The sequence below is a fragment of the Hahella sp. NBU794 genome, from assembly GCF_050749805.1.
Lineage (GTDB): Bacteria > Pseudomonadota > Gammaproteobacteria > Pseudomonadales > Oleiphilaceae > Hahella.
The window spans coordinates 6,329,361-6,351,975 of the sequence record NZ_CP192738.1 but is presented as its reverse complement, the minus strand read 5'-3'; the positions used below and the strand labels follow the sequence as shown (position 1 = coordinate 6,351,975).

The following is a 22,615-nucleotide window of genomic DNA, read 5'->3' as shown; positions in this document are numbered from 1 at the left end:
CTTGACAAAAGGGCGCCTATTGGCGCTCTTTTGGTTAGGTGGGGCGGAAAAGCGGATCAGTTGTTTATTTTTTCAAGCAGGAATTTCAGGCGCTCAATTTTCTGGGCGTAGTCAGCGGTTGTTTCTTCACGATCCTTTTCATGCGCGGCGATCTCACTCTGTAGCCGTTGTACTTGGCTGGTGTCTCGCTGAATTTCATCCAGTAAATCCTGTGGTACTGCGCGTCCTGCTCTTTCCGCGTCCGCCGCTCGAGATTCCTGGCTCGCCACCTTCTTTTCCAGCACCTCAATATTATTACGCTTGAGGCTGATTAACCCGTCCAGCTCTTGCAGTTTGCGATCGCGGGCGCGGGCGGCGTCATCCGGGTGGCTGAAAAGCCGCAGGAGGAGTTCATCCGCTTCGCGTTGTTTGCGGGCTTCCTCTTCCTTTTGCGCTTTCTCCGCCAGCTTGCGATCACGTTCGATAATCTGTTCCGGGGTCAATGCGGCGGGGATGTCCTTAATCACGCGACCGAATGCATCAACAATCTGGTAACCCTTTTTAGCCGCCTCCGGTGGTACGGAGTTCCCTAACACTAATGTGCCGTTTTGGTCCTTGTATCGATAAAATAGGGTTTCGGCCTGTACGAATGTTAGCGACATCAGGCAGAGCAGTACGCCTGCGGCAATCTTTGCTCCCCTGATTTTTTTTAATGGCATCATGTAGTTATATTATGGTTACTTCGCTTGGGTAACCCCTGATTAGTGGGTTTAAAGGTCATATCGGAATTAGCATGACTTTTATAATGTTATTCATAATTTCATTAATTGCCAACGGACTATCCGCTTTGGCTGGTGGCGGCTCTGGTTTGCTGCAGCTTCCTGCGTTGTTGTTTTTAGGCTTGAGTTTCTCTGTGGCTTTGGCTACTCATAAAGTAGCAAGCGTCGCTTTGGGCGTGGGCGCGTCATTCCGCCATCTGCGGGAGAAAGGGCTGGATTGGCGTTTTGCGTTATTCATTCTGGCGGCGGGCCTCCCAGGGGTTTTACTGGGCGCTCAGGTTATTCTGGGGGTTGATGATAATGCGGCGCAAATGGCGTTGGGACTTTTGACGACAGGGTTGGGCCTTTATTCAATGCGTTCCCCGCAGTTGGGCATGAAGGCGCACAGCAAGAACCGCTCTACATTGGGTTATGCGGCAGGAGCGATTGGGCTGTTCGGGATTGGCGCATTGAATGGCTCCATTACGTCTGGGACAGGTTTGTTCGTCACATTGTGGCTGATTGTGTGGTTCGGGCTAAGCTATCAAGGGGCGGTGGCGTATACGTTGGTTTTGGTTGGCGTTTTCTGGAATGGAGCGGGCGCTCTTTCTCTGGCGCTACAGGCGGAAGTGCGCTGGGACTGGCTTATCCCTCTTATATTGGGTGCTCTGGCCGGAGGATATCTGGGCGCGCACTGGTCCATCGCCAAAGGCAGTGCGATGGTGAAGCGCGCTTTTGAAGTGCTGACGATACTGGTCGGGTTCAGTCTGATGTTCAAGGCAGCCGGGTGGCTGCCTGATTTACGTTTAGTGGAAGTTACGAATTAACTTTGCACGCCGTAAACGGCACGATACTCGGCAACCTGCTTATAGTTGTCGGAAAAGTGCGGGTCAGACTTAAGAAACTCGAGAATTTGATCTAGCTGGATAATAGCTGTGACGGGAATCTGGTAGTTTTGCTCTATCTCTTGAATCGCCGACAACTGATGCTGTCCGCGCTCTTGCCTGTCAAGAGCGATGAGCACGCCAGCGGGTTCCGCGCCATTCGCCTTGATGATCGAAATGACTTCACGGATGGCTGTGCCTGCAGTAATTACATCGTCCACGATAAGCACCTTGCCTTTCAGCGGAGCGCCAACGATGACGCCGCCTTCGCCATGGGCTTTGGCTTCTTTGCGGTTAAAGGCGTAGGGAACGTCCATGCTTTTTTCGTTGGCCAACGTAACGGCGAGAGCGGAAACCAGGGGAATGCCCTTGTAAGCCGGCCCGAACAGCATGTCGTATTGCAACGGGCTGGAAGTTAAGGCCGCCGCATAAAAGTGCCCGATTTGCGCTAACGTTGTGGATGTATTGAATAATCCGGCGTTAAAAAAGTACGGGCTGCTGCGGCCGGATTTAAGTGTAAATTGGCCGAATTTCAGCACTTCACGCTGAATGGCGAACTCAATAAACGCTTTTTGATAGTCGTGCATAAGAGTTTCTTTAGCCCTTGGATTCTTTTGCAGTAAATATGAATTAGGTATCATACACGCAAATTTTTATAGGTAACATCTATGAGGGTAGTAACAATCAGCGTAAACGGACTGAAGCGCGCAGTCGGAGAGGGATTCTTCGAGTGGATGGCGCGCCAGGACGCTGACGTCGTTTGCGTGCAGGACCACAGGATGCGGGTTTATGAGTTGGACGAAGACAAATATCGTCCTGAAGGCTATGAGCCCTATTTTCTGGATGCGGAAAAGCTTGAAGACGGTGGGGTCGGCATTTATACCCGACAGATTCCCAAGGCCATCATGATGGGCTTTTCCTATGCTCCGGCGGATATGAACGGCGCTTTTATTCAGGCCGACTTTGACGCTGTCAGCATTGCTTCTTTGATGGTTCCCTGCGCATTGATGGACGACGAAAAACAACAGGCTAAAGAAGAGTATCTGGAAGCTTTCGGCAATCATCTGCAGAAAACGTTGCGTAAGCGCCGGCAGTTTATATTCTGCGGTAATCTCCAGACTGCTCACCTGGTGACGGACGCCAATCCCCGCTACCACCGCTTGGAAGTGTCCGGCTTTCTGCCGCAGGAACGGGCCTGGTTTGATCAGGTGTTTGATGAAATGCAGTATGTAGACGCATTTCGCAAGATCAACCGGGAAAAGAACCAATACACGTGGTGGCCGGAATCAGCGGAAGGCTGGCGTAAGCATTCAGGCTGGCGAGTAGACTATCAGATCGCCACGCAAGGGCTGCGCAGCTCTATCAAACGCGCCTGGATCGATACCGAAACCCGGTTCTCTGATCACGCGCCATTGATCGTCGATTACGACGTAGACTTCTAGGGCGGGCTTTGTCGGAGCCTTGCCCCGCCTATCTGGCGGGACGCGGTCAAGCAGTCGGCGTTGCGGCGCCGTCCGCCCTTTTCTCTATTTAGCTTTGTAGCACTTCTTCCTGGGCTACAAACAACTGGCGAATGCCCTTGCCAGCCAGATCCAGCATTGCCGTCAGCTCCGCGCTTGAAAATGGCGCAGCTTCCGCAGTTCCCTGCACTTCAATAAATCCATCCTGATCCGTCATGACGACGTTCATGTCCGTTTCCGCCTTGGAATCTTCATCATAATCAAGATCCACAACGGGGACGCCTTCGTAAACGCCTACGGAAATAGCGGCGACTTTGTGCAGAATCGGATTGTTTTTCAGCTGGCCTTTGGCGATCAGGCTGTTGATGGCGTCCGCCATCGCGACGAATCCACCAGTAATGGAAGCAGTGCGGGTGCCGCCATCAGCTTGTATGACGTCGCAGTCGATAGTGATGGAAATCTCCGGCATTTTCTTCAGGTCTACCGCTGCGCGCAGGGAGCGACCTATCAAACGTTGGATTTCCAGGGTGCGACCGCCCTGTTTGCCTCTGGCGGCTTCACGTTGGTTTCGAGTGCCTGTGGCGCGGGGCAGCATGCCGTATTCTGCGGTCACCCAGCCTTGGTCTTCACCGCGCAGGAAACGGGGAACGCCGTTTTCTACCGTGGCGGTGCAGATGACTTTGGTGTCGCCGAACTCGACCAGCACGGAGCCTTCCGCATGTTTCGTGTAGTTCTTGGTGATCTTGATGTCGCGAGTCTGGTCGGGCTGTCTTCCGCTGGGTCTCATAATGCATTGGCTCTCATTGATTCATGTGGGGGCGGATTGTAGCACGATAGGCCTATATGAATAAGTGAACGACATGGTTAGCAAGCCATTAAACAACGCCTGTTTTGGCTGGGAATCGAGCCCTGAGGCGCGTTGAAAAATAGTTGCGCCAGAGCCAATAAGCGCATGAATGGGGGCTGGATCTTGTGCTATTGTGATTGAGGAGGCGCCAAGTTTTTCATCTATTCCATGGCGATTTTCCATTCCGAAAAATTCATTGAGTTAACCTTTCAGGAGGTTATATGCCGGTAGTTAAAATTAAGTCGCTACCGTTAGCTCATGACACTGATTTGCCGAGGGTGCTGGAGGGAATTAGTAAGGAGTTTGCGGAAAGCGTAAATATCAACGTCGATAATGTGTACATTACCTGGGAATATCTTTCGCCAGGACACTACGCTCATCAAGGCAGGGTGGCCGGTCTACAGGAAACCCACAGCCATCCAGTTCAGGTTCAGCTGCTGACGGCGGACATGATCGATACAGGTAAAGTTCACCAAATGTTCGAAGCGCTGGCGGAAGCGATCAGCAAGCGCACTCACGTTTATCGGGAAAATATATTTATTTGGCATTCGTCGGTGGCTAGCGGTAAGGTATTCGACAGGGGGCAGGTAGATAACTGGTAATCTGGTTTGCGCTAAAACGCCGCATATTCATTGCGGTCCGGCAGGATCGCCATCTCTGACTATCTGCATCTAACTTAAACGACTATTATTCAATGAGGCCGGCTCAGGCTCCGCGACGGCGTAAGGCGTCATGCCGTTCACCTATAGCTGCAGCAACCTGAACCGCCGAAAATAATATACCTGCCGCCGGCTGTATTGCTCATCACGGAAAGTCGGCGCGCCGTCTTTTTCAACATTCAGGAATCGCGATTGGAGACTTTATGATTCGTAGTATGACTGCTTATGCACGGCAGGAATCCAGAGGAGAATGGGGCGTGCTCACTTGGGAGGTGCGCTCAGTAAACCACCGTTATCTGGAGCCCATGTTTCGAATCCCTGAAGTCTTACGGGAAATTGAGCCCGCTCTGCGGGAAGCGATGCGTCAGTATGTGCAGAGAGGCAAACTGGAGTGTCAGCTTAAATTCCAACAGGAATCTCAGGCCACCCCTTCTTATCAGGTGAACCTTGGTCTCGCCAATGAGCTGAATCAGGCGGTCAATCAGATCAACCGCATCCTGGATAATCCGGCGCATATCAATGCTTTCGACTTTCTCAACTGGCCTGGCGTGCTGGTCTCTGAGGAGACGGATCTAGAGCCGGTGAGAGAAGAAGCCGTGAGCCTGTTCGAACAGACGCTGGAAAGCCTGGTGAAGACCCGCGAGAGAGAAGGCGATCGCATTCGTCCCATGTTGGAAGACCGCTTAACCGCCATCACGGACATTGTTGGCCGCGTGCGTCAGAAAATGCCCATCATCCTGGAGCGCCAGAACGAGGCCCTGAAGGCCCGCTTCGAAGAGTTGGAGCTGGCGGTGGATAGCGCCCGTCTGGAGCAGGAACTGGTGATTGTTTCCCAGAAAGCGGATGTAGCGGAAGAGCTTGATCGCCTTGACGCTCACGTCCATGAAGTGCGTGAAGTCCTTGGCAAAAAAGAACCGATGGGCCGCCGCCTGGACTTCCTGATGCAGGAACTCAACCGCGAAGCCAACACCCTCTCCTCAAAATCCCTGGTCACTGAGACCACTCAGTTCTCTGTAGAGCTGAAGGTGCTGATCGAGCAGATGCGAGAGCAGGTGCAGAACGTCGAGTAAAACGACGTCGGACAGGACTAATGCCAGAAAACCCTGTGAATACAGGGTTTTTTATTGCCCGAATAGAGTAGAAAATTCCTATGGCGAAGAGCCGCCTTTCAGTTAGGATTGCTGCATTTCTGTGGGTTGTAGAGGCTCAGGATTAAGGAAAGCCATGTACGCGAAGAAGTATGGAAAGACGATAAAGCTGTTTTTGATGGACGCTGATCCGGAAGGCAGGATGGTGTGTGAAATATCCAACTGGACGGGTAAGGCCTATCGTATCCCGAGAGCCAAAGTAAAAGATTGTGCTGACCGTAGCGACCTGAAAGGAACCGCTGTGTATATACTTTTCGGTCGCGCAGACTCTCCCACCGCTAAACCCAAAGCCTATGTGGGAGAAACTGAGAATGCCTATGAGCGTCTCGTAAAGCATGTGTCAGACAAAGAGTTCTGGAATGAGTCGGTGGTATTCACCAGCAAAGACGAGAATTTAAATAAGGCGCACATCAAGTACCTTGAATCCAGACTCTGCGATATTGCCAAAACAGCTGGCCGGTTTGATATTCAAAATGGCAATACGCCCACTCGAAGCGCCATTTCAGAGTCTGACCAAGCGGAGATGGAAGAGTTTATTGAGTATATAAAAATCCTCGTCAACACGATGGGATTTAGGGTGTTTGAGCCTTTAGTGAAAGTGAATGACGCATCGGCGCAATCACCAGATATTTTTTATGTGAAAGGCGCCAGAGGAGCTAGTGGTCGGGGGCGGCGCACGAATGATGGATTTGTTGTGTTCGCTGGCTCTGAAGCCGCCACAAGTACTGTGCCGTCCTTTCCTAAAGGCTTCAACGCTCTTAGGGAAGAGCTTATGGAAGCCGGGGTATTAGGCCAGGCAAATCGCACTATATGGTGAATAATTGACCATATTTTTCCCCATGAGAGGTGAAAATGGCACTCAATATCTCAAATTCGCTACTTTACTCTCTATGCCATGGTTTCCGGGGATTCTCTGCTGCAGAGTATTTCCTTAAAATCGTATTATTAGCAATTTCCTGCCACTTTAATAAGACTTCAAGCAAGAAACGAAGTGCGATTCCCCTGGGTATTAGGCATATCGGGCGAAAAGTTACTTTTCAACACAGACTATCTCTTTAGTAGTCCTTCGGCTGCGGCGGCTGTCATCATGGGGCGAAGCGCCAATGGACTTGTCGAGTGGAAGGATGAGACAGGCAAGGATCTGAAGTCGGCGGAAGAACAAGAGATATCCAAAGCGGAAAAGGCGAGATAGTCCCGAGCATTGCAATTGCATAGATCATCTTCTGATGACCCTTTAACTTTAGAATTCACTACTACGTTGAGATGTACACAACTCCCATAAGCCCCAAACAACGCTACGATTCTTTGCTCAACGCAGGTGAGATTCAGGCTGATCCGTCGCAGGTGATGGCTTTGAATGCGTTGCAGGATTTGTATGAGCGGTTGGCTGGCTCTGGCGGTCGCCCCAGGTGGTTGATGGGGCGGTCGGAGTATGTGTCGGGGTTGTATCTGTGGGGCAAAGTGGGGCGTGGTAAGACGTTTTTGATGGATCTTTTCGTCGCCAGCCTCAATCCAGAACAGGTTTTGCGCCAGCATTTTCATCATTTTATGGCGTCTGTGCATCGACAGTTGCTGGCGTTGAGTGGAACCCCTGAGCCTTTGCGACGCATCGCCAGAGACTTCAGCCGTCGCTACTCCGTACTTTGCTTTGATGAGTTTTTCGTCTCGGATATTGGCGACGCCATGCTGCTGGGCGGGCTGTTGCAGTCGCTGTTTGAGTTCAATGTGACGCTGGTGGCGACGAGTAATACGCCGCCGGAAAGACTGTATTGGGATGGCTTGCAGCGTTCTCGCTTTCTGCCTGCTATCGCAGCGATTCAGGCGCATACGCAAACCTTACATATGGATGGCGGACTGGACCACCGTGAACGCGCATTGCAGCCGGAAGCTATTTATTTTGTCGAGCGTGACCAGTCTGAGTTGTCTGATGTTGAGGGCGACTTGCTGCAGCGTTTTGAGTTAGTGGCGGAGAGAGACAAGCCGCGTACGTTGACGGTGCTGTCCCGCGATATCGCTTACGTGGCTCGCGCCGGGCGGAGGATTGCTTTCGATTTTGCGGCTCTTTGCGAAGGACCGCGCAGTCATCTGGATTACGTTGATCTTGCTGAACGCTTCGATCTGATTATTCTTCTCAATATCCCGCCGTTAAGCGGCGAGGCGTATGAGAGGATCAAGGCGCGGGGAACGGAAGACGGCAGCGTCGGTTCCGGCGCAACCGGGGAAAGGGTCGTGGTGTTGTCGCGAAGTGATGACGCGGCGCGGCGATTTATTGCGCTGGTGGACGAGTTGTACGAGCGCAAAGTGCGACTTTATATGACCGCCTTAGCGCCTCTGGCGGAACTCTATACTCGCGGTGCGCTGACCTTCGAATTTGAGCGGGCGCGCAGCCGGTTGATGGAAATGGGGTCGTTGGCGTATCAGCATCTGCGCGAGCCGTCGGAGCTGGCCTGACTTGATGTCGGGCTACAGGTTCCTGATGACATATTCAGGAATATCAAAGGCGTCGACTTTCGCGCCGTAGCGCTTATCCAGATCATAGGCCATGATCTCCAAAGGGGCGTTTGCATAACCGCAGGTCAGAATTTCCTTCATATAACGCTGGATAAAGTTCAACGCGCCCAGCTCACGCCACTGCACTACGTGCACCAATTCATGAAAATGCACTCGCAACTCGGAAACTGCTGAAGACCTTATGTAGTAAGTGTCTTTATAGGTCGTGCCGTTGACGGGCATATCGATAAATGCGCCGAATCCCATTTGGCGCAGTTCTGGAAAGTCAGGTCTGGGAATGTCGTCAGTCACCACGAAATAGGCGCTGGCCAGGAACTCCGATGAGTAAAAGCCGGCGAATGCCTGGGCGAACTCCGTGCAGGCGTGGCGGCGATCGTAGTTCTTACGGTTGGTGTCGTCGATCCAGGCGTTTATCTTTTCCAGCACAATGCCTCCTTTTGGCCCCGTTTTACTGTAAATCTTCTCCCGGCAGTTTATTTCAATTCCCCTTTCAGGGCATGCGGATAACGCGCCCGGCGCGTCATTTCAGCGCACTATAAGTTTCCCTAATACTAGCTTTTCGACGAAAGTGATTGTATTTGCTGGGTTTTTTGGGGCCTCCTAGAATCGGTTGGTGTTTGAAGCCTGCGCGCCCATCTCTGCTGAGATAGGGCGTCGTCCTAGTAAACAACAATAAACAGGGGGATAAACCCATGGCCGAAACGTCCGCTGCCACAGCGTCTGACAACAGCATTGCGCCTTCAGTTGCTCATGTCGGAACGGTGGATTATGAGAATGTATCCAATGATTATCTGGAAAAACGTCAATTAAAAAAGGGAGCGGCGGGATGGATTCTGCTGGCCAGTCTTGGCGTCTCTTATGTTATCTCCGGTGATTTCGCCGGCTGGAACTTTGGCCTGGAGCAGGGCGGTTTCGGCGGCATGTTTATCGCCACGATTCTGATGGCCGCGATGTACACCTTCATGGTGTTCGGCCTGGCGGAGCTCTCTTCCGCTATTCCCACCGCCGGCGGCGGTTATGGCTTCGCGCGCCGCGCCATGGGCCCGCTTGGAGGCTTTCTGACCGGCACCGCCATTCTTCTTGAGTACGCTATCGCGCCTGCGGCCATCGCCATCTTCATTGGCGGCTATGTGGGGGAAATGTTCGGTCTGAACGGTCCTTTGGTCTACGCCGCTTTCTATATCATTTTTGTCGGCATTCACCTGTGGGGCGCCGGCGAAGCGTTGAAGATCATGCTGGTCATCACCGCCATTGCCGCGGCGGCGTTGCTGGTGTTTATCCTGGGGATGCTGCCTGAATTTGAACTGGCCAACTTGACGGATATCGCCGTTAACGAATCCGCCGTGGGCGCCAGCGCTTTCCTGCCGCAGGGCTACTTTGGGATATGGGCGGCGATTCCTTTCGCCATGTGGCTGTTCCTGGCGGTGGAAGGGGTGCCTTTAGCTGCGGAGGAAACCAAGAACCCTGCTCAGGACATGCCTAAGGGCATTATCACCGCCATGGTGATTCTGCTGATTTTTGGCGGATTGGTGCTATTCCTCGCTCCGGGCGGCTCCAGCGCTGAGTTGATGAAAGACCACAGCGCGCCGTTAGTGGGCGCTCTGCAGCATGCATACGGTGAAAGCTCAGCGATGGCCACCTTTGTGAATCTGGTGGGTCTGGCGGGTCTGATCGCCAGCTTCTTCTCCATTATCTTCGCGTACTCCCGTCAGGTGTTCGCCTTGTCCCGCGCAGGTTACCTGCCGCGCTGGCTGTCCTTAACCGGCAATCGCAAAGTGCCGACAATGGCGTTGGTCGTGCCGGGCGTGATTGGGTTTCTGCTGTCATTGACCGGAGAGGGAGACTTGATGATCACCATGGCGGTGTTTGGCGCCACGATCTCCTACGCCATGATGATGCTGTCGCACATCATTTTGCGAGTCAAAGAGCCCAATATGCATCGTCCCTACCGCACGCCAGGGGGCATATTGACGACTGGGATCGCGCTGCTCTTGTCCGTCGCCGCGTTCATCAGCACGTTCCTGGTCAGCCAGGAGGCGGCGATGTGGTCAGCCGTGTTCTATGCGGTGATGGTGGCGTATTTCGCCTTCTATAGTCGACATCACCTGGTGGCGAAAGCCCCTGAGGAAGAGTTTGAGGCCATCGCCAAGGCCGAGGCTGAATTGAGTTAATTGGCTTAAAGGGATTGCGGGGCCGGCGCGCCGGCTCCAGGATCATTATCTGCAACAGGACTGAACAAGAATCACAACAAGGCGGATTAGAAATGATAAAGACAAGAGACGTAAAAACTATCGCCGACGCCAAACGGATTGTGGAAGAGCGCAATCTGACCCATGTGAAGGTCGGGTTGTTTGATAACGATGGCGTTATGCGCGGCAAGTACATGAGTAAGGAGAAGTTCTTTTCCTCACTGGAAAGCGGCTTCGCCTTCTGTGACGTGGTGTTGGGCTGGGACTCACAAGACCAGCTTTATGAAAATGTTGGCGTTAAATATACCGGCTGGCATACAGGCTACCCGGACGCTCCGGTGAAAATTCTGCCCGAGAGCTGCCGCGACATCCCCTTTGAGCCGGGCATGCTGCTGTTTTTGTGTGATTTTGATGGGCCCGCTGCGCGTATCTGTCCACGCAATGTGTTGTCGCGGGTACTGCGTCGTGCGGAAGACATGGGGCTGGACGCCTACGCCGCCTTTGAATATGAGTTCTTCATGTTCAACGAAACGCCGCATTCCGCCCGCGCCAAGGGATATCGTAACCTGGAGCCGATCACGCCGGGCTTCTTTGGCTATTCCATGCTGCGTAACTCCGTACACGCGGAGCTTTATCACGAGCTGTTGGATCTGTGCGAGAAAATGGACTTCCCTTTGGAAGGACTGCACACCGAAACTGGACCTGGCGTCCTGGAAGCGGCATTGACGGTGGATTCGGCCTGCGCAGCGGCGGATAAGGCGGCTTTATTCAAGACCTTCACCAAAGTATGGGCGCAGCGCAAGAACATGATGGCCACATTCATGGCCAAGTGGTCCAACGACTATCCCGGACAGTCCGGGCACATCCATATGTCGTTGCGCCATAAAGAAAGCGGCAAGTCGGCCTTCTATGAAGCCGGTCAGCCCATGAACATGAGCAAGATGCAGCGTCACTTTATCGCCGGTCAGCAAAAGCTGATGCCGGAAATGCTGGCGATGATGGCGCAAACCGTGAACGCCTATTCCCGCTTGGTGCCGGGCTTCTGGGCTCCGACCGATGCGACCTGGGGCTGCGAAAACCGCACCACCGCGCTGCGGGTCATTCCCGGATCGGACAAGTCGCAGCGGGTCGAATATCGACTGGGCTCCGCCGACGCTAATCCCTATATCGCTCTGGCGGCGTCTCTCGGCTCGGGTCTTTACGGTATTGAACACGAACTGGAGCCGGAGGAGATGGTGTCTGGTAACGCCTACGATCAGGAGCATCCCAGGCAGCTGGCGTTGCCGTCCACGTTGGTGGACGCCGCGGCGGCCTTGCGTCGCTCGGAAGCGGCGCGAGAGCTGTTTGGTAATGAGTTTGTTGAACATTACGCCGCCACTCGTGATTGGGAAGGCCGCGAATTCCGTCGCCATATTACGGATTGGGAGCTGGAGCGCTATTTCGAGATTATCTAGCGCGACGATCAGAATGACCTTCAGTCCCATGACTATCCTTTAAGTAAAGGTAAGAGAATCGAAGATGAGCACTATGCAGAAGACTTGGTCCCCTGTGGACGGATCTCTCTATGTTGAGCGTCCCTACGCTGATCAAGCGGCCATCGCCGCCGCTACGGCTAAAGCGGCGCAAGCCCAGCGCGAGTGGAAGGGCGCCACGTTAGCGCAGCGGCGGGATATCTGTCGCAAGATGGTGGACGCCTTTGTCGCCAAGCGCGACGAGATCGCGACAGAGTTGTGTTGGCAAATGGGGCGGCCCATTCGCTACGCGGCGGGAGAGGTGGGCGGATTTGAAGAGCGCGCCCGTTTTATGATCGATGTCGCGGAAGAAGCGCTGGCGCCGATAGAGCTGGATGAGAAACCAGGCTTTCGCCGCTATATCAAACGTGAGCCCGTGGGCGTGGCCTTTGTCATTGCGCCCTGGAACTATCCTTATTTGACGGCGGTTAACGCCATTGTGCCGGCGATCCTGGCCGGCAACGCCGTGCTGCTCAAGCATTCAGCGCAAACGCCTTTGTGCGCGGAGCGCATTGACGAAGCTTTCCGTGAAGCAGGCTTGCCTGACGGCGTATTCCAATACCTGCATTTGAATCATGCGGATACGGAAGCGCTGATCGGCTCGCCGGACATTCACTACGTCGCGTTTACCGGTTCCGTCCCAGGCGGAGCCATGGTCGAGCGCGCCGCCGCAGGCCGTTTTATCGGCGTAGGTCTGGAATTGGGCGGCAAAGACCCCGCCTATGTACGCGCGGACGCGGATATTGACCACGCTGTGGAAACCACTATTGATGGCGCTTTCTTCAACTCGGGGCAGTCCTGCTGCGGCATTGAGCGCATCTATGTGCATGAATCCGTTTACGACGCTTTTGTGGAGAAGGCCGTCGCCCTGGTCAGAAGTTATCGTTTGGGGCGCTCCGATGATCCCAACACTACCTTGGGGCCGCTGGTGCGGGCTTCTGCGGCGGAATTCGTTCGAGGACAAGTGCGCGAAGCCGTGGAGCAGGGGGCTGTCGCCCATATCAATCCCGCGGACTTTGAGATGGATAAAGAGGGAACGCCTTATCTGGCCCCGCAGGTGCTGACCAATGTTGATCACAACATGCGGGTGATGACCGAAGAATCTTTCGGTCCGGTTGTCGGCATCCAGAAAGTGGCGTCCGATGAGGAAGCCGTGGCGCTGATGAACGACAGCGAATTCGGCCTGACCGCGTCTATTTTTACGCGGGATCTGGATGCAGGCGTGGCGCTGGGCGAGCAGGTCGAGACCGGCACTTTCTTTATCAACCGCTGCGATTATCTGGACCCTGCGTTGGCCTGGACCGGCGTGAAGAACTCCGGGCGCGGCTGCACCTTGTCCAAGCTGGGCTATGAATCCCTGACCCGGCCCAAGTCTTTCCATATCAAGATGCTGTAACGCCAGTCATAGACAATGGCGAAACAAAAACTTTAACGAGCGTATTAAAGAGACTGTACATGAGCGCACTACAAGCCAATTGGAATTATCCGACCGCCATCCGCACCGGCGCCGGACGTATCCGGGAACTCCCGGAACTCTGTCGTAATCTCGGCATGCGGTCGCCTCTGCTGATAACCGACCCAGGTCTGAAATCCTTGCCGATGGTGCAGGACACCGTCGCTCTCTGCCGTGACGCCGGGCTGCAATGTGGGCTGTTCGCGGACATTCAAGGCAATCCCACGGGGGAAAATGTGGAAGCGGGTGTCGCTGCCTATCGCGCTGGCGGCCATGATGGCGTCATCGCCTTTGGCGGCGGTTCTGCGCTGGACGCCGCCAAGGCGGTGGCGTTGATGGTTGGACAGGATCGTCCGTTATGGGATTTTGAAGATGTCGGCGACAACTGGACGCGTGTCAACGAAGCTGGCATGGCCCCAGTGGTCGCCGTGCCCACGACGGCGGGAACAGGTTCGGAAGTAGGGCGGGCCTCGGTGATCACGGACGCCGCCAAGCACGTCAAAAAGATTATCTTCCATCCGCGTATGCTGCCGGCGCTGGTGATTCTGGACCCAGAGCTGACTGTCGGCCTGCCGCCGCCTATCACCGCTGCGACGGGGATGGACGCGCTTTCCCATAATCTGGAAGCCTTGTGTTCGCCTTTTTATCACCCTTTGGCGGAAGGCATTGCGGTGGAAGGCATTCGTCTGGTGAAAGACTATCTGCCCCGCGCTGTCGCGGACGGCGCTGATATCGAAGCGCGTACGCAGATGCTGGTCGCCTCCAGCATGGGCGCTACAGCGTTCCAGAAAGGCCTTGGCGGCATGCACGCCCTGGCGCATCCGCTGGGCGCTTTGTACAACGCGCATCATGGTCTGCTCAACGCGATTCTCATGCCATACGTGCTCAAGGCGAACCGCGAGGCGATTGAAGAGCGCATTACTCGTCTGGTGCGTTATCTGGACTTGTCGGAGCAAGGGTTCGACGGCTTCCTGAACTGGGTGCTGGCGCTGCGTGAAAGTCTGGGTATTCCACATGCTTTGTCAGCGATCGGCATTGACGACAGCGACGCGGAGCGAGTCGGCGCCATGGCGGTGGAAGATCCCTCCGCCGGCGGCAACCCGGTAGCATTCGATGCCGGCCAGTACGCCGAACTCTTCAGAAACGCTGTACATGGACGTCTTTGAAGGCAGGGAGAGGCGGATGAGAATTGGCATTTTGCAGTGTGACGACGTTATGGAGGAATTACAGCCGGAATTCGGGAATTATCCGGCGATGTTTGAAGCGGCGTTGGGAGAGCTGGCGCCGCAATGGACTTTCGTCACCTATCGGGCGATGGACGGCGAACTGCCGGACTCCGTCGACGCCTGCGACGGCTACATCACCACCGGCAGTCGCCATGGCGTGAATGACGGCGCGCAGTGGATCGAAAAGCTGGAGAGTTTTGTGCTGGCGGTCGCTACGGCGGAGAAAAAGTTTGTGGGCATCTGCTTTGGCCATCAATTATTGGCCAAAGCGCTGGGAGGCCAGGTGGAGAAGTCCAATCGCGGCTGGGGCGTGGGCATGTCCTTCAATCAGATTGGCGTGCGCAAAAACTGGATGGAGCCTTATCAGCCTTCCCTGGACCTGGTGGTCAGCCATCAAGATCAGATCACGCAGTTGCCGGAAGGCGCGGAGGTGCTGGCGAGCAGTACCTTCTGTCCCTTCTACCTGTTGCAGTACGGCGCTGATCTGATGACGGTGCAGGGGCATCCTGAATTCAGCAAGGCGTACTCCAGCGCCTTGATGGACAAACGCACGGATCGCATTCCAGCGCCGCGCATTCGCGAAGGCAAGACGTCTCTATCGGCGCCGGTGGATGATCGTTTGATGATGCAGTGGATCATCAACTTTTTCGCAGGAGGACGGCTGACCCGTTAAGCCCTCTCTGCTCTTTTTATCGGGCGCACTGTTTATATCGGTGCACTGTATCGGACATATTGTATCGGACACACGCAGAGTCGGGCTCTGCGCGTTCCCCCTCAACCCTCTTTGGCTGCGCTAGCGTCCCATGGGGCGACGCCAGACGCGGCCGTTTTTTTAATCCCCTAAAGTCAGATATTCCATCATCCAGGGATGTTCCGTCGCCATCAACGACAGGAAATCCTGCTTCAATATAGCGATACAGTCCTGGGCGATTTCCCGGGGCAGGTCCCCCAGTTCTCCCTTACGGGCAGTCAGAGTAATCGAGCGGAACAGCTGTTCGCCGGGCAAACGTCGGATTTGTACGTGATGTTGCTTGATGCCGCTTTGGAATAAACACAGAGGCGTGGTGATCGTCCAGCCCATACCCGCCGACACAGCGGAGACAATGGCGTAGGAGTTATCCAACTGCAGTCTGTCTGGGGCCTCCACCCGCACCGCGCGCAAATGCCGCTCGATACCTCGAGCGATGAGGGAGTGAGCGCCGTAACGGACAAAGTCCAACTCCGCCGCCAGTTTGTTGAGGTCGTCGGCGGGGCCATTGTAGTCGTTGGGAAGGGCCAGAATGAACGGTTCCCGCAGGATGCGGTAACGGGACAGGTCGGCGTAATCCTCTAAGGCATCATCAGAAATAATAATATCGGTGTTGCGCGATAGCAGGGAATGGCCGTGCAGATGCGATAGCCCTGTGCTGATCGACCAGTCATGGGCGCGTTTTTTCACCGCATCCAGCAGCGACCGTCCCACCGAGGTGACGATGGAATCGGTTAACGCGATCTTTATGAGGCGCAATTGCGCGAAATCCGATTGCAGAATGGCCTGACTGGTCTGCTCCGCTTCCTGCAACAGGGCGGTGCTGCGGTCGTACAGGAAGCGCCCGGCGCTGGTCAGCTCCATGGGGCGGACTGTGCGATCGAACAGCCGGGTCTGCAGCGACTCCTCCAGCTTGGACAAAGCCTGCGAGATCGAGCTTTGCGTCATTCCCAGCTGCTCAGCGGAGTGGCTCATATTCCCGGTCTTGGCGACGTGGGCGAAAATACTCAGAGCGCGGAGGTCGAAACCGAAACGTGTTGCCATAACTTCTACGAATCAGGGTTGTATGCATGGGCGTTTATCGCCTGTTGCAGGATTGCACGGAGCGGCCTCTGAATGCAAAGGTCCGCTACAACCCATCACAACTCTGGTACTATTGTTGATTAACTAGAGCGTGTTGGTTAACTGGAATTCGTTGGTTAACTTGATTTGTTAACTGTCCGGATTACTTAATCATTTTTCGCCAGCACCCAGAATAACGAAGGATATCTCATGGCCAGAGGTCAGTTATATATTATTTCAGCGCCCTCCGGGGCGGGTAAGACCAGTTTGGTGTCGGCTTTACTCAAAGAAGATAAACTGGCGCAAGTCTCCATCTCCCACACGACCCGTCAGGTGCGTCCGGGCGAACAGGATGGGGTGAATTACTTTTTCATCTCCCGCGAAGAGTTTCTGGCGCAGGCGCAGGCGGGAGATTTCCTGGAGCACGCGGAAGTGTTCGGCAATTTCTACGGCACGTCTCAGGCCTGGGTGGAGTCGACCCTGGCTAAAGGCGTTGACGTTATCCTGGAAATTGACTGGCAGGGCGCGCAACAGGTGCGCAAACTGCGCCCGGAAGCCAAATCCATCTTCATCCTGCCTCCTTCTCTGGAAGCCTTGCAGCAGCGTCTGGAGTCTCGCGGCCAGGACAGCGCTGAAGTAATTCAGCGTCGCTTGCAGGAAGCGGCGAACGAAATTTCCCATTATCCGGAATACGACTATCTTGTATTCAACGATGACTTCGATCACGCACTGGCGGATTTGAAGTCCGTTTTCCGGGCTGAGCGACTGCGTTTATCCGTACAGCAAGTGCGCTTCGAAGCCGAGCTGCGCGGGATGTTGTCATCCCAGTCGAGTTAGCCTAAACTACGCGGTCATTTTCTGAACTGGCACTGGTAAAGGGTGTGTTATGGCGCGAGTAACCGTTGAAGACTGTCTGGATCATGTAGATAACCGTTTTGAGCTAGTCATGCTGGCTTCGAAGCGCGCTCGTCAGATCAGCCAGTATGGCAAAGACCCTAAGGTCGAGTGGGAAAATGATAAGCCCACTGTCGTCGCACTGCGCGAAATCGCCGCAGGCCTCATCACATCTGAGATGCTTGAGCAAGACGAAGACTAACGTCCGGGCCCCGCAAAGGGGCCTGACTTCACCCTCTCTTGAAATTCCCCTCTTTATCTTTATATTGATTTATACAGCTGTTAAAAATCTGGGCTGATTGTCCGGTTTTTTCATCTCCGCCATTTTTATTTTGTGTACCGCTTATGTTGTGAAGGTCCCTTGTGCCGACGATTGATGCGCTTGCTGAACGTTTAAAAACCTATTTGGATAACCACCATATCAATGTGGTGCGGCGAGCGTTTTACTACGCCGAGCAGGCGCATGAAGGGCAATACCGGCAAAGCGGGGAGCCTTACATCACTCATCCGCTGGCGGTGGCCAATCTCCTGGCCGATTTGCAATTGGACCATCAGTGTCTGGCGGCGGCTATGCTGCATGACGTCATTGAAGACACTGGGATTCCCAAAGACGCGCTCAGCGGCCAGTTTGGAGAGAGCATCGCCGAATTGGTGGATGGCGTCAGCAAACTGACCCAGATTGAATTTAAATCCAAAGCGGAAGCCCAGGCGGAAAACTTTCAAAAGATGACTTTGGCCATGGCCAAGGACATTCGCGTTATCCTGGTGAAGCTGGCGGACCGTCTGCACAACATGCGTACGCTGGGGCCGCTGAAGCCGGAGAAACGTCGTCGTATTGCGACGGAGACGCTGGATATCTACGCGCCGATCGCCAATCGTCTTGGCATCCACACCATGTGCGTGGAGCTTGAAGACCTCGGGTTTCAGGCCATGTTCCCGATGCGCGCCAAGTATATCCAGGAAGCGGTGCGCAAACTGCGCGGCACCCATTACGAGATCATCGAAGAGATCAAGCACAAGCTGGAAAGCAAACTGAAGGAGCGCGGTCTGTCCGTGCGCATTCAGGGCAGGGAGAAACACCTGCACAGCATTTACCAAAAGATGAAGGCTAAACGACGCTCATTCCATGACATTATGGACGTATATGCCTTCCGAATTATTACCGACTCCGTGGACAGCTGTTACCGAACGCTCGGGGTGGTCCACGGCATGTACAAACCGGTGCCGGGCCGCTTCAAAGACTATATCGCCCTGCCCAAGGCCAACGGTTATCAATCCATTCACACCACGCTGTTCGGCTCCCACGTCAATATCGAAATCCAGATCCGCACCGAAGAAATGGACAAAGTCGCCAACAGCGGCATTGCGGCGCATTGGGTTTACAAGAGCGCCACTTCCGACTTGGCGGATAACCAGCAGATGCGGGCGCAGAAGTGGGTGAAGGATTTGATGGAGCTGCGCGAGCGGGCGGACGACTCCCTGGAATTCATCGAGCACGTCAAAATCGACCTGTTCCCGGACGAAATCTACATCTTTACGCCCAAGGGCCGCATCATGGAGCTGCCTGGCGGGGCGACTCCGGTGGACTTCGCCTATGCGATACACACGGATATCGGCAACTCCACGGTAGCCTGCCGCATTAACAAGCACTTGGCGTCACTCAGTATGCCGCTGAAGAGCGGGCAAACCGTGGAAATTATTACCGCGCCCGGCGCCAAGCCGAACCCGGCGTGGCTCAACTTTGTCGTCACAGGCAAGGCGAAGAGCAACATCCGGCACTATCTGAAGCAGCAGCGTCAGAGCGAATCCCGCGAACTGGGGCGTCGCCTGCTGAAGAAAAACCTGCAGGCGTTCGGCAAACGACTTGACGACATCAGCGAGCAGCACAAAGAAAAAGTGCTCAAGCACAATCAGGCCAGCAGCTTCGACCGCCTGCTTGAGGAAATCGGACTGGGCAGCCGCATGGCGTATATCGTGGCCCGCCAACTGGTGTCTGACGGCGAGCCGACGGAAAGCCATGACATGGAATACCGCGAGGACGACAACAAGCCGTCCTTGATGGTTGAAGGCGCTGATGGCCAGGTGTTGAATCTGGCGCACTGTTGTAAGCCGATTCCCGGCGATCCTATCGTCGGTGTCATCAATCGCGGCGCAGGATTGATGATTCACTCTGAAACCTGCGACAAGATCAAGAAATTCCTCCACGACCCCGAGCACTGCATCCATCTGACCTGGGCCAAGAACATCACTGATGAGTTCTCTGTCGCCTTGCGGGTCGAAGTGGAGCGCCAGCGGGGCGTCATCGCCGAAATCGCCAGCGCGGTCACCATGGCCGACGGCAATATCGAGAAAATCAATGTGGAAGAGCAAAACGCCCGTCTCAGCGTGGTGAGCCTGATCATTAAAGTTCAGGGCCGTATCCACCTGGCGCGGGTCATGCGACGCCTGCGTCATCTGCTGGCGGTGACTTCCATTTCCAGGGTGAAACACTAAGCGGCCGGGAACGCCGCGCCAACCTTATCCATCCTGCTAACTGATCCGTTTCCTGAGTACTGTCTGACAGTATTCGCAAACCGGAGAAATCCGGTAAGATGCCGTTCTTTCAACACAGTATCGGCGGTAACTATATCCAAGGCGGCGTTGTCCGCGGCGGAACGAGAATAATGAGGCAACAGATATGACTAATAAATCCGTTATCCAGACTGAAAATGCGCCCAAGGCGATCGGCACCTACTCCCAGGCGGTTAAAGCCGGTCAAACCGTATACCTGTCCGGCCAGATTCCGTTGAATCCCGAGACGATGGAACTGGTGAGCGGCGATTTCGCTGAACAGACCAAGCAAGTATTCGATAACCTGCGCGCTGTATGCCGCGCTGCCGGCGGCGACCTGGGCGATATCGTCAAACTGAATATCTATCTGACCGACCTGAGCAACTTCGCTACCGTCAACGAAATCATGGCGACTTACTTCAAAGAACCTTATCCCGCTCGCGCCGCGATTGGCATTTCCCAGTTGCCGAAAGGCTCACTGGTGGAAATGGACGGCATCATGGTGACTTCCTGATCCGCTGATTTCTTCTCCCCGGTCCGGCTCCGGACCGGGAAGCTTTCCCCGCCAGCTTCTGGTCTTCACGCTTTTGTATTCGCCTGACTGTTTTGGGCGATATAAGCCTCAATCATTTCCCCATAACCTTCTCGAAATGTGGGATAGCTGAACTGAAAACCACTGGCCAGTAGCCGTTGGTTGGCGCAGCGTTTACTGCCTGCGCGACGTTTTTGCTGGGCTGGCGCGGCTTCCGGCGCGCACTCCACGCGAGAGCAGGCTTGCTCTCGAATCCATTGCGCTACTTCGTGCATTCGCACGGGCTCGCAGTCGCTGGCCAGATAGTAGGGTTGCAGCGGCTTGGCCATAGTGAGTTCCGCTAAATGACATAACACGCCTACTGCGTCCTGTTCATGGATGCGATTGGTGTAGCCGCTCGGGCCTGAGAGGGCGACCTGCCCATCCAGCGCCTGCTGTAACAAGCGCGTGCGGCCAGCGCCATAGATGCCAGAAAAGCGCACCACGGTCGTTGCGATATCGGCGTCCGCCAGCAAGACTTCCGCCTGCAGTAGTGTGGCGCCGGAGAAACTGGCAGGCTCCGTGGCGCTGTCTTCATCGACCCATTCGTCGTTTTCCTGGCCATACACACTGGTGGAGGATACAAACAACAATCGCTTGATTGAGCCGCTGCGCAGGCGGTTCAGAACGCGTTGCAGGCTTTTCACGTAGATGGCTTCATAGCCTTCCGGCGTAAAGGCGGAGGGCGTGAGACAATAAATGGCGACGTCGATATCGACGGGCAGGGCGTCCAAAGCATCCTGCTCCAGATCCAGTGCATAGTGAGCGACGCCTTCCGGTTGTTGTGGCGTGCGCGATACTGCGAGGATGTCAAAACGGTCTTGCAGGCGCGCCGCCACTTGGCGATTCAGCGCCCCAAAACCGAGTAGCAGCAGGCGTGGTTGATGCATTGCGTCTATCTCCAATCAGGCTTATGCTAGCTCTTGGCTATTAAGTCGAAAAGTTCAATATGGTCAGACTATTAAGCCAAGTCTGCGAAGCGGTTTCTTAACCGGCGCGCCGGGCGTATAAATTGGCGCATTCGGAACCCTTGAAAACCAGTGATGCAGGGTAGAGTATTCCCTGGCGTTCTGAAATGTTTTTCCAGGGGAAAGCAGGAACTCCTGGTCCCAGAGACTGTCCATAAAAAGATTTGAGCCGATAAGTAGTCGTCCGGAAAGATGACTGGCGCTTAACGGATGGAAAACAACATAGTGAGAAACACATGACTCTGACTGAATTGCGTTACATTGTCACTCTGGCTGAAGAGAAGCATTTCGGCCGCGCCGCTGAGCGCTGTTTCGTCAGTCAGCCCACCTTGAGCGTGGCGGTGAAAAAGCTGGAGGATGAACTGGGGGTCACCCTGTTCGAGCGCAGCAAGAGCCATATCACTGTCACCGACACCGGCAAGCGTGTCGTAGATCAGGCGTTGCGCGTGCTGGATCAGGTCAGCGTTATCAAGGATATCGCCCAGGCGGGTAAAGACCAGCTGTCTCAGCCGCTGCGCGTTGGCGCGATTTATACGATCGGGCCTTACCTGTTTCCCCATCTGATGCCTGAGTTGCACCGGGCGGCGCCGCAAATGCCGCTATATATAGAAGAGAACTACACCGCCGTATTGCGGGAGAAGCTGCGTCACTCCGAGCTGGACGCCATTATTGTGGCGCTGCCGTTTAATGAGCCGGAAGTCGTGACTCTGCCGCTGTATGACGAACCTTTCGTTGTGTTGATGCCGGAGGACCATCCGCTGTCTCAATACGACGAAATCGACAGTGAAATGCTGCCCGCCCACGACCTGCTGTTGCTGGGACCGGGACACTGCTTCCGCGACCAGGTGCTGGACGCCTGCCCGGAACTGTTCAACCGAATGGGTAAAGAGCCGCCCCGCAGCGACCGGCCTGCGCATATCATCACGGAAGGCAGCTCGCTGGAAACCATTCGCCACATGGTCGCCTCCGGCCTTGGCATCACCGTTCTGCCGCTATCCGCCGTGCGGGAAGACCGCTACGCCAGCGGTTTGCTAACGACGCGGCCATTCAAATCTCCAGCGCCCTATCGCACAGTAGGCCTGGCCTGGCGCGTCACCTTCCCACGCCCGAAAGCGATCGATATGGTGGCGCTGGCGGCGGGACAGTGCAGGGTGGTTGAGAAGCGCGCCAGTTAAAGCAAGACGGAAAAGGATCGCC

At 54.9% G+C, this 22,615-nt stretch carries 23 protein-coding genes and 1 pseudogene; 18 read left to right on the top strand and 6 right to left on the bottom strand.

The window, feature by feature from the left end:
- Positions 1-56: 56 nt before the first annotated feature.
- Complete coding sequence (locus ACQYWX_RS27890) at positions 57-641, bottom strand: ABC transporter ATPase (protein WP_279501616.1); 585 nt, start codon at positions 639-641, stop codon at positions 57-59.
- Positions 642-784: 143 nt separating this feature from the next.
- Here ACQYWX_RS27890 and ACQYWX_RS27885 point away from each other — a divergent pair, with 143 nt between their 5' ends.
- Positions 785-1,564, top strand: a complete 780-nt coding sequence (locus ACQYWX_RS27885) for a sulfite exporter TauE/SafE family protein (RefSeq protein ID WP_431687079.1) — start codon at positions 785-787, stop codon at positions 1,562-1,564.
- On the opposite strand, the gene pyrE is transcribed toward ACQYWX_RS27885, so the two are convergent.
- Complete coding sequence (gene pyrE / locus ACQYWX_RS27880; protein WP_011400040.1) at positions 1,561-2,208, bottom strand: orotate phosphoribosyltransferase; 648 nt, start codon at positions 2,206-2,208, stop codon at positions 1,561-1,563. The genes ACQYWX_RS27885 and pyrE overlap by 4 nt on opposite strands.
- An 81-nt stretch (positions 2,209-2,289) precedes the next feature.
- On the opposite strand from pyrE, the gene ACQYWX_RS27875 reads away from it, so the two are divergent.
- Complete coding sequence (locus ACQYWX_RS27875; protein ID WP_216737522.1) at positions 2,290-3,063, top strand: exodeoxyribonuclease III; 774 nt, start codon at positions 2,290-2,292, stop codon at positions 3,061-3,063.
- An 88-nt stretch (positions 3,064-3,151) separates the two neighbouring features.
- On the opposite strand, the gene rph is transcribed toward ACQYWX_RS27875, so the two are convergent.
- Entirely contained in the window at positions 3,152-3,868 is a 717-nt protein-coding gene (gene rph, locus ACQYWX_RS27870; RefSeq protein ID WP_279501620.1) for a ribonuclease PH, read from the bottom strand.
- Positions 3,869-4,149: 281 nt separating this feature from the next.
- On the opposite strand from rph, the gene ACQYWX_RS27865 reads away from it, so the two are divergent.
- The 6 genes and pseudogenes from ACQYWX_RS27865 to zapE all read left to right on the top strand — a co-directional run bounded on the left by ACQYWX_RS27865 (position 4,150) and on the right by zapE (position 8,186).
- Positions 4,150-4,530: a hypothetical protein gene (locus ACQYWX_RS27865; RefSeq protein ID WP_216737520.1), complete on the top strand. Its 381-nt coding sequence runs from the start codon at positions 4,150-4,152 to the stop codon at positions 4,528-4,530.
- Positions 4,531-4,790: 260 nt separating this feature from the next.
- A complete protein-coding gene (locus ACQYWX_RS27860) occupies positions 4,791-5,657 on the top strand; it encodes a YicC/YloC family endoribonuclease (protein ID WP_431687078.1) in 867 nt (288 codons plus the stop codon).
- A gap of 154 nt (positions 5,658-5,811) precedes the next feature.
- Positions 5,812-6,552 carry a GIY-YIG nuclease family protein gene (locus ACQYWX_RS27855; protein WP_431687077.1) on the top strand — a complete coding sequence of 247 codons (741 nt, stop codon included), beginning with the start codon at positions 5,812-5,814 and terminating at the stop codon, positions 6,550-6,552.
- Positions 6,553-6,726: 174 nt separating this feature from the next.
- A pseudogene (locus ACQYWX_RS27850) lies at positions 6,727-6,819 on the top strand (DUF4357 domain-containing protein); the annotation flags it as partial.
- 3 nt (positions 6,820-6,822) lie between these two features.
- Positions 6,823-6,927, top strand: coding sequence for a DUF4357 domain-containing protein (locus ACQYWX_RS27845; protein ID WP_431689543.1), 105 nt, complete (start codon positions 6,823-6,825; stop codon positions 6,925-6,927).
- A gap of 71 nt (positions 6,928-6,998) precedes the next feature.
- Positions 6,999-8,186, top strand: a complete 1,188-nt coding sequence (gene zapE / locus ACQYWX_RS27840) for a cell division protein ZapE (protein ID WP_431687076.1) — start codon at positions 6,999-7,001, stop codon at positions 8,184-8,186.
- A gap of 12 nt (positions 8,187-8,198) precedes the next feature.
- Here zapE and ACQYWX_RS27835 read toward each other — a convergent pair whose 3' ends face one another.
- Positions 8,199-8,672 carry a hypothetical protein gene (locus ACQYWX_RS27835; protein WP_431687075.1) on the bottom strand — a complete coding sequence of 158 codons (474 nt, stop codon included), beginning with the start codon at positions 8,670-8,672 and terminating at the stop codon, positions 8,199-8,201.
- Between the two features lie 266 nt (positions 8,673-8,938).
- Here ACQYWX_RS27835 and eat point away from each other — a divergent pair, with 266 nt between their 5' ends.
- From eat to ACQYWX_RS27810, 5 genes are all read left to right on the top strand, one after another.
- A complete protein-coding gene (eat, locus tag ACQYWX_RS27830) occupies positions 8,939-10,417 on the top strand; it encodes an ethanolamine permease (protein ID WP_253938396.1) in 1,479 nt (492 codons plus the stop codon).
- Between the two features lie 92 nt (positions 10,418-10,509).
- Positions 10,510-11,889 (top strand): glutamine synthetase family protein, encoded by a 1,380-nt coding sequence (locus ACQYWX_RS27825; RefSeq protein WP_127973798.1) that lies wholly within the window; start codon positions 10,510-10,512, stop codon positions 11,887-11,889.
- A 64-nt stretch (positions 11,890-11,953) separates the two neighbouring features.
- Positions 11,954-13,342, top strand: a complete 1,389-nt coding sequence (locus ACQYWX_RS27820; protein WP_431687074.1) for an aldehyde dehydrogenase family protein — start codon at positions 11,954-11,956, stop codon at positions 13,340-13,342.
- 59 nt (positions 13,343-13,401) lie between these two features.
- On the top strand, positions 13,402-14,565 hold the full coding sequence (locus ACQYWX_RS27815; RefSeq protein WP_216737513.1) for an iron-containing alcohol dehydrogenase: 1,164 nt from the start codon (positions 13,402-13,404) through the stop codon (positions 14,563-14,565).
- 16 nt (positions 14,566-14,581) lie between these two features.
- Positions 14,582-15,298 carry a glutamine amidotransferase-related protein gene (locus ACQYWX_RS27810; protein WP_431687073.1) on the top strand — a complete coding sequence of 239 codons (717 nt, stop codon included), beginning with the start codon at positions 14,582-14,584 and terminating at the stop codon, positions 15,296-15,298.
- Between the two features lie 159 nt (positions 15,299-15,457).
- On the opposite strand, the gene ACQYWX_RS27805 is transcribed toward ACQYWX_RS27810, so the two are convergent.
- A complete protein-coding gene (locus tag ACQYWX_RS27805; protein ID WP_431687072.1) occupies positions 15,458-16,417 on the bottom strand; it encodes a LysR family transcriptional regulator in 960 nt (319 codons plus the stop codon).
- 228 nt (positions 16,418-16,645) lie between these two features.
- On the opposite strand from ACQYWX_RS27805, the gene gmk reads away from it, so the two are divergent.
- The 4 genes from gmk to ACQYWX_RS27785 all read left to right on the top strand — a co-directional run bounded on the left by gmk (position 16,646) and on the right by ACQYWX_RS27785 (position 20,393).
- Positions 16,646-17,272, top strand: a complete 627-nt coding sequence (gmk, locus tag ACQYWX_RS27800; RefSeq protein ID WP_431687071.1) for a guanylate kinase — start codon at positions 16,646-16,648, stop codon at positions 17,270-17,272.
- A 49-nt stretch (positions 17,273-17,321) separates the two neighbouring features.
- Positions 17,322-17,531 (top strand): DNA-directed RNA polymerase subunit omega, encoded by a 210-nt coding sequence (rpoZ, locus tag ACQYWX_RS27795; RefSeq protein WP_011400017.1) that lies wholly within the window; start codon positions 17,322-17,324, stop codon positions 17,529-17,531.
- A 161-nt stretch (positions 17,532-17,692) separates the two neighbouring features.
- Positions 17,693-19,822, top strand: coding sequence for a RelA/SpoT family protein (locus ACQYWX_RS27790; RefSeq protein ID WP_216737509.1), 2,130 nt, complete (start codon positions 17,693-17,695; stop codon positions 19,820-19,822).
- Between the two features lie 184 nt (positions 19,823-20,006).
- Entirely contained in the window at positions 20,007-20,393 is a 387-nt protein-coding gene (locus ACQYWX_RS27785; RefSeq protein WP_216737508.1) for a RidA family protein, read from the top strand.
- Between the two features lie 65 nt (positions 20,394-20,458).
- Here the strand turns inward: ACQYWX_RS27785 and ACQYWX_RS27780 are convergent, their stop codons facing one another.
- Positions 20,459-21,340, bottom strand: a complete 882-nt coding sequence (locus ACQYWX_RS27780) for a sugar nucleotide-binding protein (protein WP_431687070.1) — start codon at positions 21,338-21,340, stop codon at positions 20,459-20,461.
- A gap of 314 nt (positions 21,341-21,654) precedes the next feature.
- On the opposite strand from ACQYWX_RS27780, the gene ACQYWX_RS27775 reads away from it, so the two are divergent.
- On the top strand, positions 21,655-22,593 hold the full coding sequence (locus tag ACQYWX_RS27775; protein WP_216737506.1) for a hydrogen peroxide-inducible genes activator: 939 nt from the start codon (positions 21,655-21,657) through the stop codon (positions 22,591-22,593).
- Positions 22,594-22,615: the final 22 nt, after the last annotated feature.

Excerpts from the sequence above, each read along its gene's own strand:
- ACQYWX_RS27890 (WP_279501616.1), bottom strand. The coding sequence starts at position 641 with ATGTCGCTAACATTCGTACAGGCCGAAACCCTATTTTATCGATACAAG.
- ACQYWX_RS27885 (WP_431687079.1), top strand. The coding sequence starts at position 785 with ATGTTATTCATAATTTCATTAATTGCCAACGGACTATCCGCTTTGGCT.
- pyrE (WP_011400040.1), bottom strand. The coding sequence starts at position 2,208 with ATGCACGACTATCAAAAAGCGTTTATTGAGTTCGCCATTCAGCGTGAA.
- ACQYWX_RS27875 (WP_216737522.1), top strand. The coding sequence starts at position 2,290 with ATGAGGGTAGTAACAATCAGCGTAAACGGACTGAAGCGCGCAGTCGGA.
- rph (WP_279501620.1), bottom strand. The coding sequence starts at position 3,868 with ATGAGACCCAGCGGAAGACAGCCCGACCAGACTCGCGACATCAAGATC.
- ACQYWX_RS27865 (WP_216737520.1), top strand. The coding sequence starts at position 4,150 with ATGCCGGTAGTTAAAATTAAGTCGCTACCGTTAGCTCATGACACTGAT.
- ACQYWX_RS27860 (WP_431687078.1), top strand. The coding sequence starts at position 4,791 with ATGATTCGTAGTATGACTGCTTATGCACGGCAGGAATCCAGAGGAGAA.
- ACQYWX_RS27855 (WP_431687077.1), top strand. The coding sequence starts at position 5,812 with ATGTACGCGAAGAAGTATGGAAAGACGATAAAGCTGTTTTTGATGGAC.
- ACQYWX_RS27845 (WP_431689543.1), top strand. The coding sequence starts at position 6,823 with ATGGGGCGAAGCGCCAATGGACTTGTCGAGTGGAAGGATGAGACAGGC.
- zapE (WP_431687076.1), top strand. The coding sequence starts at position 6,999 with ATGTACACAACTCCCATAAGCCCCAAACAACGCTACGATTCTTTGCTC.
- eat (WP_253938396.1), top strand. The coding sequence starts at position 8,939 with ATGGCCGAAACGTCCGCTGCCACAGCGTCTGACAACAGCATTGCGCCT.
- ACQYWX_RS27825 (WP_127973798.1), top strand. The coding sequence starts at position 10,510 with ATGATAAAGACAAGAGACGTAAAAACTATCGCCGACGCCAAACGGATT.
- ACQYWX_RS27820 (WP_431687074.1), top strand. The coding sequence starts at position 11,954 with ATGAGCACTATGCAGAAGACTTGGTCCCCTGTGGACGGATCTCTCTAT.
- ACQYWX_RS27815 (WP_216737513.1), top strand. The coding sequence starts at position 13,402 with ATGAGCGCACTACAAGCCAATTGGAATTATCCGACCGCCATCCGCACC.
- ACQYWX_RS27810 (WP_431687073.1), top strand. The coding sequence starts at position 14,582 with ATGAGAATTGGCATTTTGCAGTGTGACGACGTTATGGAGGAATTACAG.
- ACQYWX_RS27805 (WP_431687072.1), bottom strand. The coding sequence starts at position 16,417 with ATGGCAACACGTTTCGGTTTCGACCTCCGCGCTCTGAGTATTTTCGCC.
- gmk (WP_431687071.1), top strand. The coding sequence starts at position 16,646 with ATGGCCAGAGGTCAGTTATATATTATTTCAGCGCCCTCCGGGGCGGGT.
- rpoZ (WP_011400017.1), top strand. The coding sequence starts at position 17,322 with ATGGCGCGAGTAACCGTTGAAGACTGTCTGGATCATGTAGATAACCGT.
- ACQYWX_RS27785 (WP_216737508.1), top strand. The coding sequence starts at position 20,007 with ATGACTAATAAATCCGTTATCCAGACTGAAAATGCGCCCAAGGCGATC.
- ACQYWX_RS27780 (WP_431687070.1), bottom strand. The coding sequence starts at position 21,340 with ATGCATCAACCACGCCTGCTGCTACTCGGTTTTGGGGCGCTGAATCGC.
- ACQYWX_RS27775 (WP_216737506.1), top strand. The coding sequence starts at position 21,655 with ATGACTCTGACTGAATTGCGTTACATTGTCACTCTGGCTGAAGAGAAG.